Raw genomic sequence first — 18529 nt, forward strand, 5'->3', positions numbered from 1 at the left:
TCATATTAATTTAAGTTCATTGGATGTAGAATTATTTTATAATAATACATGGTGAATTTTTTTATCAATGTATTTTATATCCAAACTTAAGGCTTTCATTCAAATATTCCTCCATGTTTTATATTTTTTAATATGCTAGTTTTATTTATTGAGATTGATAGTTTAACTATTTAAAAATAGACTGAAAAATTACATTTAATCTGATAGAAAACTCTACCATCTAATAAATAGCATTCAATAATTGTAGAACGTTTCCTTACTCTTTGCGCGTAGAGGAGTAAGGAAGCCTCATAACTTGAACATCTCACTATTATGAAAACCTATTTATAAAAGGAAACCATCATGTTTAATTTAACGGGAAAAATTGCTTTTGTTTCAGGAGGAACTAAAGGAATTGGTAAAGGTATTGCTAAAGTGTTAAAGCAAGCCGGTGCCGTAGCTATTATTGCAGGCACGGATAAAATCAAGGGAGAGTCAGTTGCCAAAGAATTGGGTGTTGATTTTATTCTTCTTGATGTTAAAGATCAGGTTGCATGTAAAAGCGTGATTAATAGAATTGTTGAAAAATATGGCAGGCTAGATATTCTTTGTTCCAATGCGGGTATTTTTCCACAACATTATATTAAAGATATGACCGCTGAAGATTGGGATTTAGTGCATACAGTTAATCTTAAGGGAACGTTTTTATTAGTACAGGCCGCCTTGAATGTGATGGAAAAACAGCGCTACGGGCGTGTTGTTATCACTTCATCAATAACTGGTGAGATAACAGGGCTCTCGGGTTATAGTCATTATGGTGCCAGTAAAGCAGGGCAATTGGGATTCATGCGCAGCGCTGCGTTGGAATATGCGAGTCAGGGCATTACGATTAATGCTGTTATGCCGGGCATGATTATGACCGAAGGGTTACAGGCATTCGGCGATGATTTACTCAACTATGCTGAAACCATAACCCCAATGCGAACGCTGGGGGCACCGGAAGATATTGGTTATGCAGCTTGTTTTTTAGCTTCCGATGAAGCGAAGTACATTACAGGGCAAACAATTGTAATTGATGGTGGGCAAATCCTGCCAGAAGTACAGGAAGCCTGATTGTCTTTACAAAGATTGTCGTAAGGCGGAAGAAAAGGGTAATATTGCTATCCAATAAACACAGGGAGGGGAGTTATGTTCTCTTCCTGATTTTTTATTGTTTAAACTAGGTAAAGGATATTATGTCACTGAACTATGAACGTAATTCGCTTCCACTGCCAAACGGACACAATAAGGTTTTGTTGCACTCATGTTGTGCGCCATGTTCTGGGGAAGTGATGGAAGCTATGTTGGCTTCAGGAATAGATTTCACTATATTTTTCTATAATCCGAATATTCATCCCCTAAAAGAATATGAACTGCGCAAAGATGAAAATATTCGTTTTGCCCAGCAGATGGGCATCCCTTTTATTGATGCTGATTATGACCGTGATAATTGGTTTGAACGCGCTAAAGGAATGGAAAACGAGCCTGAACGCGGTATTCGTTGCACAATGTGTTTTGATATGCGTTTTGAAAGAACGGCGCTCTATGCCCATGAACATGGTTTTCCTGTAATTACTAGTTCGCTCGGTATTTCCCGCTGGAAAAATATGCAGCAGATTAATGAATGCGGTGTTCGGGCTGCATCTCATTATCCTGATTTAACGTATTGGGAATATAACTGGCGCAAAGGTGGTGGTTCCTCCCGCATGATAGAAATCAGCAAACGTGAAGAGTTCTATCAGCAGGAATATTGCGGCTGTATTTATTCCCTTCGGGATACTAATCGGCATCGCCTGTCTACTGGCCGTGAAAGAATCAAATTGGGTACGATATTCTACAATGCAGATAGCGAGAAAAAAGATCGCGAATCACATTGAATTGGTTTACCTTCCATTTTAAATTTCGTGCCTGCCAGCGATTTTAATATGGCTTGCAGGCAGCAATTGTCTGATTATTGACCCTAAATAATAATGCTATTTCATCCTGTTTAGATACTTAAAACTCATTCCAATACACAATTAACATAAATAGCTACATAAAACTGAATAGCATTGATTCATCAGAGTTCATATTAAAATCCATCAGTAATATGAATCACTAATCTTTGCCATATCTGGCACGATTCGGTGTACAACCAAAACGTCGGCGATAGTTCTGAGTAAAGTAGGACTGACTGGAAAAACCTGATTCCATTGAAATATCGGCAATAGTCATGTCGCTATTTAATAATAATTGATGAGCATACAAAATGCGCTGTTCGCTGATCCACGCTTTAGGCGAGATGCCATAAACACTGTTAAACAATTCTTTAAAAGAAGTCAGCCCCATGCCGAACTCCCGTGCAAAATCATTCAACTTCCACTCCTTGAGATAATGAGTCTCCATAAATGTTTGCAGACGTTCTACTTGGCGATTGCTTAGTTTCCTGAGGATAAACATTAATAATGTTCCCTGTTTACTTAAGGAAAGCAACAGCAATAATTCTTCAACTCTTAATTGAATTAACGATGGGGGAGAATCATGAGCCAGTAGGTTGGCAAGTCCACGAATGCTTTCCGTCAATAGGGGAGATTGATTAAAAGGGATCAACCTATAAGCAGGAAAATCCTGCCGCTCTATTTTACTCAGTAATGACCCAAAACGTTTTAAGAAACTACGCAGAAACTCCATATGCAATGGTATCCATAATGCCTGACAACTTTCCGTATTAGTTTTGGCCGCATAGTTTCCCGGATGGGTAAAAAGAATCTGATTCGATGTGATATGATATGTATTGATGCAATCTTTCCACTCCATTTCACCATCAAGTAAAATATACAGCCCTCTTTGTTTATGTTCCAGAATATTGAAATCTGGTATGGTTAATTGGAGAGTACAAATACTCTTTTGATTTGATCCTGTCGTCCTTTTCATTTTATACTCCTAATGTTCCGTATCATGAGTAATCATTTTTTTTGATGAGTGCATGGTATATTTATTTTATTAGTTAATGGATATTGAAAAAACTTCTCTAAGCCTTCAGGTTATGTTGATAAAATCGAACGCTGATTTAAACATTATTGAAAAATCTTGAAAGTTAATGCATAACATCAATTAAATCACATTGGGTATTATATATCTAAATAAATATTTGTGTTAGGTTTAAGTGCAAAAATTTTTGATATAAATTTACCCTCCATATCTTTATATGATTGAAAAAAACTTGTTTGCGGTTTGTTTGTTTTTTGTCTTTTCTTGTTTAATCTTTATGTAATTATTTTTAATGGTTTATGGTAATCATTACCATTCAGGAATATTTATGTTTTTTAGTCTGTTGAGTTACTTAATTTACTCATTTTCAGACAGATTAATATCGTTTATAGCTCTTTGTTTTTTGTCTTATTTAGATTTTTTAATGTTTTTATGGCAGGTTTTTTTCAATTGATTCTCATTGGGATACTAATAAATATTGGTAACGTATGATGAATAGGTAATGTTAAGTCCTAATCTAATTCATTGTTACTAAATTAATATTGGTATTGTGTGGTAAGTTAACAAAAAGGTGTCTTTGAGACTGTAATATTTAAAGATTTTTAGCTGTTTTTTATCTTTAATTACTTAAGAAAGTTAACATTAAGACTCTGTTGATATATTTTAAAAGTCAGTAATACCTTTCAAAGACAAAATGGTATCTATGTTTAGTTACCATTTCTTTTTCTTTATACCAAAAGGTCTCTATACCAAAAGTGTAATTCTGATAGTTTATCTACTTTTTTTAATTCTGATTTACACAAAGTTAATGTTAGTCTTGCTAATTTAATAGGGTCTTGTCAGAAAAAGAGTAAAACTATTTTACGGTTCATTTAACGTTGGCATGATACCATCACGATGATTTTATAATCTGTCACCAAATTTGTCTTTCTTATTAGCTACTCCCTGTCATTTCTGCCACGTAGTTATATATGATACTGGTTTGTTAATGATGTGTTGTATTTGATGTTAACTCATCAGGTTATTTAGTTTCATCAGTACAAATAGAAAAATAAATTTATCATGCTAGATTTTCTTATTTTGTAAGTGTGAGATAATCTCATGATAATTCAGAGTGTTAAACTAAAATAACAGCGTTATCCGTGTAATAACGCTATAAATACCTCTGTTATAGATTAGTAGTTTGTTTTTTATACTAGTAAAGTAGTAGGATGTGTTTTCACTGGCTTTTTTCCATGATCCGCTGAGGAAAACTCAGAGATATATTTTTAATGAAATACAAGAAAAAACCCAAAAAACGAGAAAGATATGAAAGAGTATCGTTTTTCAGATAACACTATTTTATGTAGTGTATGGCTTCTTTGGAGTGTTGCTTTAGGGTTATACCTTTATGATCATCATCTTAGTTGTGCCATAACAGCAATTCTATCTTTTTTAGCTTTAGTGTTTTACTTCACAAAAATGAAATTGAGAATAAAAGCTATGTTTGGAAAAAAAACTGAGGCACCTGTTGCCAGCTCTACTACACTAATCACGCCAATACAGACAGAAGAGAAAAAAGCACCTATTGCAGATGCTCGCCCCAATACCATTATCGCTAAAAACTCTGTATTTAAGGGGGATATTGATATGGAAGGGGATATTCAGGTCTGGGGTAAAGTCATCGGCAATATCCGAGTGAAGGGGGGAGCCATTCGTATTATGCATGCCGGTAAAATTGAAGGTGAACTTAACGCACCTGAGATCTTTATTGATGGTCATGTCGAAGGGACATGTTGTGCGGAAACTTTGGATATTCTTGAACATGGGGAATTACGGGGAATCAGCCGCAGTGGAAACATGTCAATTCGGCGTGGTGGGCTATTTGTTGGACAGTCTGAGCAAGTTGAGAATAAGAAAAAGCCTGAGATAGAGCGGGTTGTTTCGATCAAGGATAATCAAGGGGATAAATCAAAAGCTAAAAATAGCGCTTGATCACTGTTCGTAAAATCAAATTCCATGTTTTACTGCCAGAAAATGGGTATGATTTTCCGGCAGTTTTTATTGTTATTGCCGATTAATTTTCCCTGAATTTCAAGGAGGCATTGTGATTGTTGAATTGGAAACAGAAAGATTGTTCCTTCGTGCTTGGAAGGAAGAAGACAGAGAACCTTTCTTTCGCTTAAATAGCAATCCTGAAGTAATGGAGTTTTTCCCCGATACATTGACTAAAGAACAAAGTAACGTATTCGTTGATAACATTATCCGGAAGTTTGAAACACAGGATGGTTGGGGATTATGGGCGATCGAATTAAAACAGGGCGGTGAATTTATTGGTTTTGTAGGTTTGAATATTCCCAATATTGAATTTCCATTTTCCCCCTTTGTTGAAATAGGCTGGCGGCTGGATAAACCATTTTGGGGTAAGGGCTATGCTTATGAAGCTGCCCGCAGAATTTTAGATTTTGCTTTTACGGAAACCGAACTGGAAGAAATTGTCGCTTTTACTACTGTCTCTAATTACCGTTCAGAAATTGTCATGAAAAAACTGGGTATGGTAAGGGACGAAAAAACATTTATGCATCCGGGGTTGGCAGAAGGCCATCCATTGAGAGAACATGTTTTGTATCGGCTTCGACGCTCATAGTAAAGCTGTATGCCATCAAGGTCATTCCGATAGAAAGAGATAACCTTGATGGAAACCGTTTTATATCCGTAGTCTTTCAAACTATTGCTTTGCTGGTTGAATCCCAATTTGAAAGTTATCGGGAATATGTCAGATCGTTACTGTTTGGAAATAACCAGAGCAACGCGGCCGATGAATTGAATATCGCTGATTGCACAATCAAAAGTAACATCATTATCACTGACCCGAATCTTACTGATCGGAATTTTGGCAATCTTTTTGATGCTGTGCATGCCCTCAATATCCACCAGCCATAAACCGTCCTGAATACTATCTTCCTGAGTATCCAGCAAATACCATGCAGTACCATCATCAACAACCAGTGGATTTCCAAGTTCCTTGGAAATTAATTCGCTATCCAGAATGACAGGAGTGGCTTCATTCAATTTACCTCCCGATAGCTTTACACGAGAAATCGACGGAGCAATTATATCTTCCAGCCGTTCTGTTTTGCCACTTTCTCCATCTGGAAACATTTCTCCCTGACCCGTGCTCAACCACAGCAGTGAAGCACCAGTTTCGAGATTACACTGGATGATCCAATCCGCAGGAAAACTATCACGCAGATAGCGGTTTGCCATCGTACTTTTGGAAACGCCTAAATGGTCACTCAGGGCCTGACGTGATTTAAATCCATACGCGCGGACAAGACGTTCAATAGCGGGTCTTCCCCCACTATCGGCCCCCATTTTGATCTCAACATTGTTATTTTTCATTGATAGCACAGATAGTAGGTGTTAGCATCCCATTCTTTCTCTCATATTGAGATCTTTTGTGGGCCCAGACTGGTTACGCCGATAACCATTGAGAGATATTGCATCATGAACGTCCAGATTTCAATCTTTAAACATACCTTGTATCGAAGTGATTCAAGAATGGTATTAAGGATAGTTGAGAATAGACGGAAATAGGTTGAAAAAGAAACATTGAGTGAAAATATGGTGAATACTGAGAAAGAAAAATTTGCACAGATTAACCTCGGCCAACAGCTGGAATGATTGAATCATTTGTCGAAGATAAGGGCAATATATTGGGGAGGTGACGAAATGCGCCCAGAGGAAAAACGCCCGTTGTTGATATTTGTGCAACGCGCTTTTCTCTCAATATGATATCGGCGATTAATAATCGGGGCAGTGTGCGATTTATGCTGTATCACGACACGATGACGGCCCGAAGGCTGCTGCATTTTTTTCAACGCTTGATAAAAGAGGCCGATCGTAAGGTCTATGTGATACTGGATAATTTGCGTGTCCACCATGCCCGGCTTGTCAAAAAGTGGTTGGAGAAACACAAAAACCGAATTGAAGTGTTTTATTTGCCTGCCTATTCACCCGAATTAAACCCGGATGAGTACCTTAATGGTGATTTGAAAAATGCTATCCGAGCCTCTTCACCGGCAAGAAGTCCGCAAGAATTAGTCAAAAAGACTCGAAGTCATATGATGAGGCTCCAGAAAAGATCTGAACATGTTGCTCGTTATTTCCAGCATCGCTGTATCCGATATGCTGCATAACAAATAATATATATTTGTACACCGGGTTAATAAATCGTTTTTTTACGAATATGCGTGACAAAAAGGACTGTCATTACGAAGAAAATATGGTGCCGTTGCAGCAGCCAGCGGAACCACAACCGCAGTGTGCTCAGGCGTTCACGCTGTAGTGATGTGATGGACGTCCCCCTCTTCAGTTGCAAACAGTGTCATCGTTAACTTGATACTGAATACATTGCATTTCGGGAGTATTTCTCATGAACATAATCAAAGTGGTGGGTATTGATCTCGCTAAACATGTTTTCCAGGTCTGTGTCTGGTTAACGGATAACTCTATCGCCTGGAACAAAAAAGTCTCACGGCAAAAATTGCTGGATACACTCCGGGCGTTTCCGCCCAATACCCTTATTGCGATGGAGGCTTGCCAGGGAGCTCATTATTGGGGAAGAACGCTCCAGGCTATGGGCTATGCCGTCCGGCTTATTCCGACCCAGTATGCCAAGGCACTCTGTAAAAATCAGAAAAACAATGCCAATGATGCGCTGGCTATCTGTGAAACCGCCTGCCGTCCCGGGATTCATTTTGTTCCGGTCAAAACGGTTGAGCAGCAGGATATCAAAGCTCTGCGCAGTGCCCGGCAACTCGTGGTAGAACAGCGTACCGCCCTGGTTAATCAAATCCGGGCATTGCTTGTCGAACAGGGGAGCGTTATCCCAGCAGGCATTCAGCCACTCCGGCACGCCCTGCCTGATATTCTGGAAGAGGGAAACAATGCCTTATCCTTTGTTCTGCGCCGCCTTCTCCATGCGTTGCAGGAAGATATGCAGCGATTTGATGTCCGTATTTACAACATGGATAAAGACATTCAGGCCGTTTCAAGCCAGCAATCGGGTTACGCCCATTTACTGACCATTCCCGGTGTGGGGCCACTGATTGCCGCCGCTTTTGTCAGTGAAGTCAATGCAGAACAATTCCAAAATGGTCGTCAGCTTTCAGCCTGGTGTGGACTGGTTCCACGCCAATACAGTTCCGGGGGAAAAAACCGTCTGTCTGGCATGACCAAACAGGGCAACCGTCACTTGCGAACGTTAATCATTCACGGTGCCCGTGCGGTGATGCGCTGTTGTCAAAAACGTGAGGATGTTCTGGACGGATGGTTAAGAAAATTAATTGCCCGCTGTGGCTTCATGAAGGCAACCGTCGCCTTGGCCAACAAACGGGTGCGTATTATCTGGCGAATTTTAAAGGATGATGTTGATTTTATGATGAAGAAAGCCGTGAATTAACCGTAAGCGTCAACTAAACCCCACCTTGCTTTTTCCATGGCAGCAGTTTTTCCAGATCCGGGGCGGGCTGGCATAACTCATCCAAACAGGTCATGACATAATCGAAGGGGATCAGGCCATTGGCTTTGGCCGTTTCAATGACACTGTAGAGGATCGCACTCGCCTGCGCACCGCGCGGGGTATGGCTGAACAGCCACGCCTTTCGCCCGATGACAAACGGTTTGATCGCCCTTTCTGCCCGGTTATTGTCGATCGACAAACGACCATCCTCCCGATAGCGGATCAGTTTGGGCCATTGATTACTCAGGTAAGTCACGGCCTCACCCAGCTTGCTTTTGGGGATCACCTGAGATTGGGTTTTAACCAGCCAGGCCGATAACTTATCCCAGATAGGAAGCGCTTTTTCCTGGCGGATCCGGTATTTTTCGGCCGGGCTTAACCCCTTGATCTGATGCTCAACCCGGTACAGTGACTGGATCAGGCTCAGCGCGATATCGGCTTTGCCCGTTTTGTTTTTTCCCTGCGCCTGCTTCGCTTCCATAAATTTACGACGGGCATGGGCCATGCAACCGACCAGCCGGGCACCGGTCTGCTCATAGCCTTGATAGCCATCCACCTGCAGATAACCTTGAAAACCGGCGAGATAGTCAGCAGCGCAGGTGCCTGAACGGCTGGCCTGGTGGTCATACAGCACGATATTCGGCGTGAGCGCCCGTGGTTCGGGGGCATCGGTGCCCACACAATAGACCCACATGTAATGGGTCGTTTTTTCAGACGTCACCCCCTTCACCGGGGTTTCATCCGCATGGAGAACCGGTTGTTGCAACAGCGTTTCCCTGAACCTGGTCACCAAAGGCGCAAACAACTGCGCGGATTTTACTATCCAGTCACTCTGGGTCTGGCGGCTGAGGTCAATGCCATACTGTTTGAACACACTTTCCTGACGGTACAGCGGTAACCCATACTGATATTTACTGGTGATAAGCTGGCTGAGCAGGCTGCTGGTCGCCATGCCTTTCTTGATGGGCATCGCTGGCAGGGAGGCTTGTTTGACAGGCGTCTGAATGCCGGATTTTTCACATTCACGGCAGGCGTATTTGGGGCGGACATGCTCAACCACCCTGATTTGAGCGGGAATGAACAACAGTTTTTCACTGCGATCTGCCCCCATCTGATGCAACCTGCCGCCACAGCACGCACACTGTTTTTCTTCCTCGGCGATATCATGGAACACGGTTTCGCGCGGTAAATCTTTGGGCAGGGGGTTGCGTGTCGGCTTACGGCGGGGAGGTGTGAGGGTTTCCTGTGCGGCGGCCGTTTCAGCCGGCAGCGCAATTTCTTCCGCTTCGTTAAACAACTCCCCCTGGCCGGGGAACGCTTCCGAGGAAGCCCCAAACCGTTTTTGTTGGGCTAAACGGAACTGCTCTTCCAAAAAGGCCAGCCGCTGCGACTGCTTAATCAGCAGCCGTTTCAGTTCAGCGGGGTCATTGGGCAGGGCATCAATATCAATTTTCATGGGGACATTTTATGCCATCCCCGGCGAAAAAGCGTAATTAATGCCCGTTGGTTTGATGATCATCAAGGGATCAGGCGACATGGCAATCCTGGACGGAGAAGGGCTGGTGCCCGATGACCTCATAACCCGATAACAACCCGTGCAGTTGCTGCTCTGTCAGGGTCAGGGAGGCACTGTTGACGGCGGTGGGCCATTTGAATTTCGCGTTCTCCAGCCGTTTGTACCAGAGCGCAAACCCGGTTTTATCCCAGTAGAGGATTTTGAGTTTATCCCGCTTCTTGTTGCAAAAGAGGAATAACGCGGTTTGCGTCGGCGACAGTTGCATTTCCAGCTCTACCCAGACCGCCAGCCCGTTGATGGATTTTCGGAAGTCGATAAATGAGCGGCACAAATACACCTCCGGCACATCCACAAACATTTTCATGCGGCGAGCCCCCGAATAATCGCAATGATAACATGCTTATCCGTGCCGGCAGGAAAACGCAGTGTGCCCTGTGGTGTCTCAAATAAGATGGGGAGTGGGCTGGATGAGGCGGATTTTTTCTGAGCGGTGCTGACGTTAATAAAAGCAGACGGTGAAGCCAGCCCAGACGGCTTTTCCGGTGGATGGGAGGTGCGTTGGCGGTGGTGATAGAACCGGGTGGTCGACACACCGATTTTTTGGCAAAACTGCGGGACCGTCAGTTCGGATTTTTTCTGCTGTTCAAACAGGTCCCGCCACTCGGCTTGAGTAAACCTGGATTGGCTCATGTGAGTTTTTTCCATCATCAGAATAGGTGAAACTATTTTAATCAATGGATTTATCCTGGCTAGGTGGGGTTCCCCGTACGCTTACGTTTAAACGGGGAATGACACCCCGTCAGGATAGTGGCCAATATGCCCATTAATAGGGTTATTCTCATTCCTGTTATTCCTGCCCGGCAATAAAAGCCTCAATGTGCAGGAAATAACAGGATTTATTCAATCAACAACTGAAACTGACTTTTAGGAAATAAAAATCTTATCGCTTATTGTTCTGCGATTTTTACTGAAGCCGCCTTGCGTGTTGTACGTTCAATCAATTTCCCTTCCTGATCAAAATAGCGACTTGGCCAAATTTCAGATGGATGGATCTCAAGGGTATTCGCAATGATCCATTCCCCTTTTGGCCAGGCGCGTGACAGGGTATTGGCAAGGGTTGAAGAGCTTAATCCGGCTTCGCGGGAGACGGCGGCGAGGGTTGTACCACGTTTGCGTAATGCACAAATAATTTCGGCTGGGTGCCAGTCTTTCTGAGTGTGAGTCATCGTCATACCTGCTTCCCCTTCTTTTGATTATTAAGTGGTGGCGATTCAAGACAGGGATTCTCAGGTACCGGAGATCAACCAATCCGGCGAGACGTTAGTCTCCCCTGCCTGAACCGCCATTGAAGAGGCGAGTGCAGACACACTGGCAGAAACATCCTACCAGTGGGTTGATCTTACGAGGCCTGAGATTCCTCACTATCGGATTTTGCCGATAGCTTTTTTACTTTAACGAATTACGTTATTTAATTCAATAATCGAACGAGTAAGTTTTACAAGTAAATTGAATTATTTGAATGACTGGTGCTGTTTAAATAAAACACTTAATTTGCATGAGCCAATTGAACTCACAACCAAAAGAGGACATTACTAATTAAGCGTTGTGTCTAATCTTGGATCAGATCAATCTTCTTCTATTATCTATTTGTAGTAACATTGCCATCCAGTGAAGCGTGTTGACTCTCGGGATCATCTCTGGGAAAGAACAATTTGTAGTTTTGAACTTTTGTAACTAGGTAAGAATATGATGCGCCTGTTGAAATTGGCTGAACAAAACAGAAAAGAAGCGAATAAGCTGCTCAATCCTAAGACCAAATCAGCGTTCGGTCAATTTATGACCCCTGCACCAATTTGTTTGTTCTTGGCAAGTCTATTCGACAACATCAAGAGTAACGTAAAGCTACTTGACCCCGGCTGTGGCGTGGGGTCGCTTTCTGCTGCATTTATCGATCGAGCGTTGAGCCTGGGAGTCGAAAGAGTAGAGCTTGATGTCTACGACATCGAAGATGTGATGTTACCGTTCCTAGATAAAACACTGGAAGCCTGTAGTAAGGAGTTTGGGAAAAATTTTTCATATAAGGTTAACAAAACAGACTACATTATTGATACAAGTCTACTCGTGAAAAACCTTTCCAATAGTGAAGAGATTGAAACGTATAGTCATGTAATTATGAACCCGCCATACAAAAAAATTCTATCTTCCAGCGCTCATCGAATTTCGCTGAGCAATGCAGGCATAGAAACGGTTAATTTATACTCAGGATTCGTTGCCTTAGCTTTAAAACAGTTGAGGCAGGGGGGCGAGTTGGTGGCAATCATTCCACGGTCTTTCTGTAATGGCCCGTATTATCAACCTTTCCGTGAACAACTACTTTCAGAAACGTCCATCAAGCACATCCATATTTTTGACTCTCGTAATACTGCTTTTGCAGAAGATAAAGTTCTTCAAGAAAATATTATCATTCACTGTATCAAAGGTGTTTCACAGGGTGAAGTAACAATCACTTCAAGCCCAACATCCGATTTTCATCTTGATGAAGAGACTGGGCAAATAACAGCAACGGATATGACTCAACGTAAGGTTTCCATCGACAAGATAGTAAATCCTGCGGATAAACAAAAATTCATTCATATCGCAGCAAGCCCAAGAGAACAACATATTATTGAAAGATTGTCACCTTTCACATCAACTTTAGATGATCTAAAAATTCAGGTTAGCACAGGGCCGGTAGTCAACTTCCGACTTCGAGACGACCTCCGCGAAAATTTGGACTCTGAATCAGTGCCGCTTATTTTCCCCCAGCATTTAAATGGGAAAGTTCATTGGCCTCTCGACGGGAAAAAACCAAATGCTATAAGGGTCTCCGATTCATCGCGGCCATGGCTTTGGAAGAATGAAGGTTACTTCTTGATTATAAAAAGGTTTAGTAGCAAGGATGAAAAAAAGCGAATCATGGCTACATTGTATGATTCATCCCTTCCGGGTGATTTGATCGGTTTTGAAAATAAAACCAACGTTTTCCATATTAAAAAAACTGGTATGGATGCAGATCTTGCACGTGGGCTTTATGCCTATTTGAATTGCACTTTACTGGACAAATACTACCGCCAATTTGGGGGGCATACCCAAGTAAATGCCACAGATTTGAGATCAATTCACTATCCTTCACTAAAAGTTTTACGGAAAATGGGCCGTGAGGTGGGCGATGAAATTCTTAATAGTAACCACATTGATGAAATCATTAATAGGGAGTTAGACTTGATGACAGAAGGAAAAACTACTGATCCACTTAAAGCGCAAGAAAAAATCGAGCAATCTCTTGAAATATTGCGCTTACTGGGAATGCCTCGTGCTCAAATAAATGAACGTTCAGCTCTGACCTTACTCGCGCTACTTGACCTTCATCCTGATGGCAGTTGGGAAAAAATACGAAGGCCTATGTTAGGCGTGACTCCGATCATGGATTGGTGTAGAGATGTATACGGCAAAGAATATGCGCCGAACACACGTGAAACTTTCCGCCGACAAACACTTCACCAATTCTGTGATGGCGGAATCGCTTTATACAATCCTGATGAACCTGATCGGGCTGTTAACTCACCGAAATCCTGTTATCAATTAGCATCTGAATTACACGCTGTACTGTTAACTTACGGTACTCCTGAATGGGATATATCAATCAAGGAGCATATGGACAATATTTCCACCTTGGTTGAACAATATGCTATGGCGAGAAAAATGGAAATGATCCCTCTAAAGCTGAATGATGGTACAGATTTAATCTTAAGCCCTGGAGCCCATAGCCAGCTGATCAAGGATATCATTGTTGAGTTTGGACCTCGCTTCGCCCCAGAAGCCGAAGTTATATATATCGGAGATACCGGCGCGAAAGAAGCTCATTTCCGTAAGGAGCGACTTGCTGAGTTGGGCGTCATTGTTGACCATAAAGGAAAATTGCCTGATGTTGTTCTTTATTGGAAAGAACGTAATTGGTTACTGTTAATCGAGTCTGTCACATCTCATGGTCCAGTTGATGGAAAACGCCACGGCGAATTAGCAAAATTATTTGCAAATTCTAAACCCGGATTGGTATATGTCACCGCATTCCCTGACCGTAAAACGATGGCAAAGTATCTTATGGATCTATCGTGGGAAACGGAGGTTTGGGTCGCTGATGCTCCGACTCACATGATACATTTGAATGGCGATCGATTCCTTGGCCCACACACTTAAGCAAACGGACTAATCATACAATGATTAATGAACCCTGAACATCGGCTCCATTTTTTATAGCTTTAGCCAGTTTAAGAAGCCCTGTGATAACAGGGCAATACGTTAATGAAGAAAACACCGTTCAGAACGGGATCTCCGAATCCCAGTCGGTGTCATCCTCTTCCGGTAACACTGAGACCTGTACTGGCTGTATTTTTTTTCTTTCCTGATTAACAGGTTGAGATGGTGGCTGCTTCTGTGCCGGCTTATGTCCAGCCTGCTGAGATGCCGCGTTCTTCAAATCCCCACGACTCCCCAACATCTGCATCGCCCCATTCACATTCACCACCACTTCGGTTGAGTAGCGATCCTGCCTCTGGTTGTCCTGCCATTTGCGCGTTTTCAGCTGGCCTTCAATATAAACCTGGGACCCTCTCTGCAAATACTCCGCCGCAATGTCGGCTAATTTGCCGAAAATGGCGACCCGGTGCCACTCCGTTTTTTCTCGCAATTCACCAGTTTGTTTATCCCGCCAGTTCTCTGAAGTGGCCAGTGAAATCGTGGCCACCGTACCGCCGGTCGGCAGGTAACGGATTTCCGGATCCTGCCCCAGATAACCCACTAAAATCACCTTGTTGATTCCGCGTGAAGCCATATCCCTTTCCTTATCGGTTAAACTGATTGACGTTGTGTCCATTGCCCCTGTTTCAGGGCAAACTCCGCTTGTTCGCGGTAGGCAAAATACTCCACGGATTCACGCGAGCACGGTTCTCCCGCATCCATCGTGCCGATATAAAAACCTGCACGGCTTCGCAACACGGTTAACGGTAATTGTTTAGTAAGCGTACGGGGAACCCCACCTAGCCAGGATAAATCCATTGATTAAAATAGTTTCACCTATTCTGATGATGGAAAAAACTCACATGAGCCAATCCAGGTTTACTCAAGCCGAGTGGCGGGACCTGTTTGAACAGCAGAAAAAATCCGAACTGACTGTCCCGCAGTTTTGCCAAAAAATCGGTGTGTCGACAACCCGGTTCTATCACCACCGCCAACGCACCTCCCATCCACCGGAAAAGCCGTCTGGGCTGGCTTCACCGTCTGCTTTTATTAACGTCAGCACCGCTCAGAAAAAATCCGCCTCATCCAGCCCACTCCCCATCTTATTTGAGACACCACAGGGCACACTGCGTTTTCCTGCCGGCACGGATAAGCATGTTATCATTGCGATTATTCGGGGGCTCGCCGCATGAAAATGTTTGTGGATGTGCCGGAGGTGTATTTGTGCCGCTCATTTATCGACTTCCGAAAATCCATCAACGGGCTGGCGGTCTGGGTAGAGCTGGAAATGCAACTGTCGCCGACGCAAACCGCGTTATTCCTCTTTTGCAACAAGAAGCGGGATAAACTCAAAATCCTCTACTGGGATAAAACCGGGTTTGCGCTCTGGTACAAACGGCTGGAGAACGCGAAATTCAAATGGCCCACCGCCGTCAACAGTGCCTCCCTGACCCTGACAGAGCAGCAACTGCACGGGTTGTTATCGGGTTATGAGGTCATCGGGCACCAGCCCTTCTCCGTCCAGGATTGCCATGTCGCCTGATCCCTTGATGATCATCAAACCAACGGGCATTAATTACGCTTTTTCGCCGGGGATGGCATAAAATGTCCCCATGAAAATTGATATTGATGCCCTGCCCAATGACCCCGCTGAACTGAAACGGCTGCTGATTAAGCAGTCGCAGCGGCTGGCCTTTTTGGAAGAGCCGTTCCGTTTAGCCCAACAAAAACGGTTTGGGGCTTCCTCGGAAGCGTTCCCCGGCCAGGGGGAGTTGTTTAACGAAGCGGAAGAAATTGCGCTGCCGGCTGAAACGGCCGCCGCACAGGAAACCCTCACACCTCCCCGCCGTAAGCCGACACGCAACCCCCTGCCCAAAGATTTACCGCGCGAAACCGTGTTCCATGATATCGCCGAGGAAGAAAAACAGTGTGCGTGCTGTGGCGGCAGGTTGCATCAGATGGGGGCAGATCGCAGTGAAAAACTGTTGTTCATTCCCGCTCAAATCAGGGTGGTTGAGCATGTCCGCCCCAAATACGCCTGCCGTGAATGTGAAAAATCCGGCATTCAGACGCCTGTCAAACAAGCCTCCCTGCCAGCGATGCCCATCAAGAAAGGCATGGCGACCAGCAGCCTGCTCAGCCAGCTTATCACCAGTAAATATCAGTATGGGTTACCGCTGTACCGTCAGGAAAGTGTGTTCAAACAGTATGGCATTGACCTCAGCCGCCAGACCCAGAGTGACTGGATAGTAAAATCCGCGCAGTTGTTTGCGCCTTTGGTGACCAGGTTCAGGGAAACGCTGTTGCAACAACCGGTTCTCCATGCGGATGAAACCCCGGTGAAGGGGGTGACGTCTGAAAAAACGACCCATTACATGTGGGTCTATTGTGTGGGCACTGATACCCCCGAACCGGCGGCGCTCACACCGAATATTGTGCTGTATGACCACCAGGCCAGCCGTTCAGGCACCTGCGCTGCTGACTATCTCGCCGGTTTTCAAGGTTATCTGCAGGTGGATGGCTATCAAGGCTATGAGCAGACCGGTGCCCGGCTGGTCGGCTGCATGGCCCATGCCCGTCGTAAATTTATGGAAGCGAAGCAGGCGCAGGGAAAAAACAAAACGGGCAAAGCCGATATCGCGCTGAGCCTGATCCAGTCACTGTACCGGGTTGAGCATCAGATCAAGGGGTTAAGCCCGGCCGAAAAATACCGGATCCGCCAGGAAAAAGCGCTTCCTATCTGGGATAAGTTATCGGCCTGGCTGGTTAAAACCCAATCTCAGGTGATCCCCAAAAGCAAGCTGGGTGAGGCCGTGACTTACCTGAGTAATCAATGGCCCAAACTGATCCGCTATCGGGAGGATGGTCGTTTGTCGATCGACAATAACCGGGCTGAAAGGGCGATTAAACCGTTTGTCATCGGGCGAAAGGCGTGGCTGTTCAGCCATACCCCGCGCGGTGCGCAGGCGAGTGCGATCCTCTACAGTGTCATTGAAACGGCCAAAGCCAATGGCCTGATCCCCTTCGATTATGTCATGACCTGTTTGGATGAGTTATGCCAGCCCGCCCCGGATCTGGAAAAACTGCTGCCATGGAAAAAGCAAGGTGGGGTTTAGTTGACGCTTACGTTCTATCTGACTGATTTTACTTATTTATATTGCTTATTGTGTGCTTTTTCATCATGTTAAAGCAAAAAAGCCGTGAGGGTTAAAAATGGTCAAGTTGGGCGGCCATTTCACGCTCAGGGCTTTATATTAAAATTTATCATTTTTACGAAGTCGATCACAAATTAAAGCGGGTTATTCCTGTGTCTTATCGCGGACTTTCCTTTCTAATAATTCTCCGCTATGAGGATCGAAATAACGGCTGGGCCAGATCTCTGAGGGATGGATACCAAGATAATCCGCAACGATCCATTCGCCTTTCGGCCACGGACGACTTAATACGTTTGCCAGTGTAGAAGAACTCAGTCCCGCTTCACGGGAGACAGCCGCTAAGGTAGTCCCGCGTTTGCGTAATGCGGCGATAATGTCGGCTTGATGCCAGTCATTTCTAACGTTGTTATTCATTCCTGCTACCCCTTCCATTAATTCATCATTGATGGTGGTGATTCAAGGCAGGGTTAGCAGACTGGGTTCACACCAGCGAGGCCGAAGCCTCCCCTGCCTGAACCACCATTGAAAAGGTAAGCGCAGGCGCACTGGCAGAAACATCCTACCAGTGTCAGTGAACACAAGGCTGCTAAACCTTGACCATTAGATTTTGCTAATGGCGGGAATACTTTAACGGATTGTTTTATCTAACTCAATAACCGAACTGCTAAGTTGAACGGGTATAAACCCGTTTAGCATAATACCGGTGTATTTCAAGCTCAGTTGCCCCCTGCGTGACCAAACTGATAGTTAAACCATTTGGTTGGTCAAGGCGCGGTGAATCCTGTCCTCAGTCATCGGACAAACTCAGGGGAGAATACGGACGGCTAAATCAATCTTTGTTGTTTATTATCGTTCGTGATCGCTTTTCTATCCGTATTTCCCCTGTATTTTCAGATCATTTTTTATTTATTTCGAAACATTCCCTGCGTGTCGGTTCAGGTTCACCATTCCGTGGTACGTCAGATAATGTGTAGCAGGGTGAGGTTGCGTTGAGTTTTTGCAGGAGTTCGCTACGTGCTGAACACGGCGATGGAGTACTCCCCGTTCAGAAGCCTGATAGCTCAGGCTGAACGCCTCATTAATCGTGACGTG

19 protein-coding genes and 1 pseudogene are annotated in these 18529 nt (G+C 44.1%); 11 read left to right on the plus strand and 9 right to left on the minus strand.

Annotated elements, in window-relative coordinates; translation table 11 throughout:
- Positions 1–342: 342 nt before the first annotated feature.
- Together AC5JQI_RS04315 and AC5JQI_RS04320 are read left to right on the plus strand one after the other, a co-directional pair.
- Positions 343–1092 (plus strand): SDR family oxidoreductase, encoded by a 750-nt coding sequence (locus tag AC5JQI_RS04315; protein ID WP_493913857.1) that lies wholly within the window; start codon positions 343–345, stop codon positions 1090–1092.
- Positions 1093–1214: 122 nt separating this feature from the next.
- Complete coding sequence (locus tag AC5JQI_RS04320; RefSeq protein ID WP_237386207.1) at positions 1215–1895, plus strand: epoxyqueuosine reductase QueH; 681 nt, start codon at positions 1215–1217, stop codon at positions 1893–1895.
- 220 nt (positions 1896–2115) lie between these two features.
- Here the strand turns inward: AC5JQI_RS04320 and AC5JQI_RS04325 are convergent, their stop codons facing one another.
- Positions 2116–2931: a helix-turn-helix transcriptional regulator gene (locus AC5JQI_RS04325; RefSeq protein ID WP_323854034.1), complete on the minus strand. Its 816-nt coding sequence runs from the start codon at positions 2929–2931 to the stop codon at positions 2116–2118.
- Positions 2932–4296: 1365 nt separating this feature from the next.
- Here AC5JQI_RS04325 and AC5JQI_RS04330 point away from each other — a divergent pair.
- Positions 4297–4962 carry a bactofilin family protein gene (locus AC5JQI_RS04330; protein ID WP_493913858.1) on the plus strand — a complete coding sequence of 222 codons (666 nt, stop codon included), beginning with the start codon at positions 4297–4299 and terminating at the stop codon, positions 4960–4962.
- A 112-nt stretch (positions 4963–5074) separates the two neighbouring features.
- Positions 5075–5614: a GNAT family N-acetyltransferase gene (locus tag AC5JQI_RS04335; protein WP_493913859.1), complete on the plus strand. Its 540-nt coding sequence runs from the start codon at positions 5075–5077 to the stop codon at positions 5612–5614.
- A gap of 137 nt (positions 5615–5751) precedes the next feature.
- Here the strand turns inward: AC5JQI_RS04335 and AC5JQI_RS04340 are convergent, their stop codons facing one another.
- Complete coding sequence (locus AC5JQI_RS04340; RefSeq protein WP_493913860.1) at positions 5752–6369, minus strand: phage repressor protein CI; 618 nt, start codon at positions 6367–6369, stop codon at positions 5752–5754.
- Between the two features lie 344 nt (positions 6370–6713).
- Between AC5JQI_RS04340 and AC5JQI_RS04345 the strand changes: the two are divergent.
- A pseudogene (locus AC5JQI_RS04345) lies at positions 6714–7166 on the plus strand (transposase); the annotation flags it as partial.
- Between the two features lie 236 nt (positions 7167–7402).
- Positions 7403–8431, plus strand: coding sequence for an IS110 family RNA-guided transposase (locus AC5JQI_RS04350; RefSeq protein ID WP_493913861.1), 1029 nt, complete (start codon positions 7403–7405; stop codon positions 8429–8431).
- A gap of 13 nt (positions 8432–8444) precedes the next feature.
- Here AC5JQI_RS04350 and tnpC (AC5JQI_RS04355) read toward each other — a convergent pair whose 3' ends face one another.
- The 4 genes from tnpC (AC5JQI_RS04355) to AC5JQI_RS04370 all read right to left on the minus strand — a co-directional run bounded on the left by tnpC (AC5JQI_RS04355) (position 8445) and on the right by AC5JQI_RS04370 (position 11239).
- The gene (gene tnpC / locus AC5JQI_RS04355) at positions 8445–9947 is read right to left on the minus strand and encodes an IS66 family transposase (protein WP_493913862.1); all 1503 of its coding nucleotides are present in this window, start codon (positions 9945–9947) and stop codon (positions 8445–8447) included.
- 70 nt (positions 9948–10017) lie between these two features.
- Positions 10018–10371 carry an IS66 family insertion sequence element accessory protein TnpB gene (gene tnpB / locus AC5JQI_RS04360; protein WP_275358884.1) on the minus strand — a complete coding sequence of 118 codons (354 nt, stop codon included), beginning with the start codon at positions 10369–10371 and terminating at the stop codon, positions 10018–10020.
- Positions 10368–10697, minus strand: a complete 330-nt coding sequence (gene tnpA, locus AC5JQI_RS04365) for an IS66 family insertion sequence element accessory protein TnpA (RefSeq protein WP_493912782.1) — start codon at positions 10695–10697, stop codon at positions 10368–10370. The genes tnpB (AC5JQI_RS04360) and tnpA (AC5JQI_RS04365) overlap by 4 nt, the downstream gene beginning before the upstream one ends.
- Before the next feature lie 257 nt (positions 10698–10954).
- Positions 10955–11239 (minus strand): helix-turn-helix domain-containing protein, encoded by a 285-nt coding sequence (locus AC5JQI_RS04370; protein WP_038255197.1) that lies wholly within the window; start codon positions 11237–11239, stop codon positions 10955–10957.
- A gap of 514 nt (positions 11240–11753) precedes the next feature.
- On the opposite strand from AC5JQI_RS04370, the gene AC5JQI_RS04375 reads away from it, so the two are divergent.
- Positions 11754–14243, plus strand: a complete 2490-nt coding sequence (locus tag AC5JQI_RS04375) for a BsuBI/PstI family type II restriction endonuclease (RefSeq protein WP_493913863.1) — start codon at positions 11754–11756, stop codon at positions 14241–14243.
- Positions 14244–14364: 121 nt separating this feature from the next.
- Here the strand turns inward: AC5JQI_RS04375 and ssb are convergent, their stop codons facing one another.
- Both ssb and AC5JQI_RS04385 read right to left on the minus strand, forming a co-directional pair.
- On the minus strand, positions 14365–14877 hold the full coding sequence (ssb, locus tag AC5JQI_RS04380) for a single-stranded DNA-binding protein (protein ID WP_038255199.1): 513 nt from the start codon (positions 14875–14877) through the stop codon (positions 14365–14367).
- A 17-nt stretch (positions 14878–14894) separates the two neighbouring features.
- The gene (locus AC5JQI_RS04385) at positions 14895–15101 is read right to left on the minus strand and encodes a hypothetical protein (RefSeq protein WP_493913864.1); all 207 of its coding nucleotides are present in this window, start codon (positions 15099–15101) and stop codon (positions 14895–14897) included.
- Positions 15102–15145: 44 nt separating this feature from the next.
- On the opposite strand from AC5JQI_RS04385, the gene tnpA (AC5JQI_RS04390) reads away from it, so the two are divergent.
- From tnpA (AC5JQI_RS04390) to tnpC (AC5JQI_RS04400), 3 genes are all read left to right on the plus strand, one after another.
- On the plus strand, positions 15146–15475 hold the full coding sequence (tnpA, locus tag AC5JQI_RS04390; RefSeq protein ID WP_493912782.1) for an IS66 family insertion sequence element accessory protein TnpA: 330 nt from the start codon (positions 15146–15148) through the stop codon (positions 15473–15475).
- Positions 15472–15825 carry an IS66 family insertion sequence element accessory protein TnpB gene (gene tnpB, locus AC5JQI_RS04395; RefSeq protein ID WP_275358884.1) on the plus strand — a complete coding sequence of 118 codons (354 nt, stop codon included), beginning with the start codon at positions 15472–15474 and terminating at the stop codon, positions 15823–15825. The genes tnpA (AC5JQI_RS04390) and tnpB (AC5JQI_RS04395) overlap by 4 nt, the downstream gene beginning before the upstream one ends.
- Positions 15826–15895: 70 nt before the next feature.
- Positions 15896–17398 (plus strand): IS66 family transposase, encoded by a 1503-nt coding sequence (gene tnpC, locus AC5JQI_RS04400; RefSeq protein WP_493913865.1) that lies wholly within the window; start codon positions 15896–15898, stop codon positions 17396–17398.
- A gap of 183 nt (positions 17399–17581) precedes the next feature.
- Here tnpC (AC5JQI_RS04400) and AC5JQI_RS04405 read toward each other — a convergent pair whose 3' ends face one another.
- Positions 17582–17851 carry a helix-turn-helix domain-containing protein gene (locus tag AC5JQI_RS04405; protein ID WP_013185108.1) on the minus strand — a complete coding sequence of 90 codons (270 nt, stop codon included), beginning with the start codon at positions 17849–17851 and terminating at the stop codon, positions 17582–17584.
- Between the two features lie 317 nt (positions 17852–18168).
- Here AC5JQI_RS04405 and AC5JQI_RS04410 point away from each other — a divergent pair, with 317 nt between their 5' ends.
- Positions 18169–18411 carry a hypothetical protein gene (locus tag AC5JQI_RS04410; RefSeq protein ID WP_013185109.1) on the plus strand — a complete coding sequence of 81 codons (243 nt, stop codon included), beginning with the start codon at positions 18169–18171 and terminating at the stop codon, positions 18409–18411.
- The last annotated feature ends 118 nt before the right edge of the window (positions 18412–18529 follow it).

The sequence above is a fragment of the Xenorhabdus sp. XBWT genome (assembly GCF_059072735.1).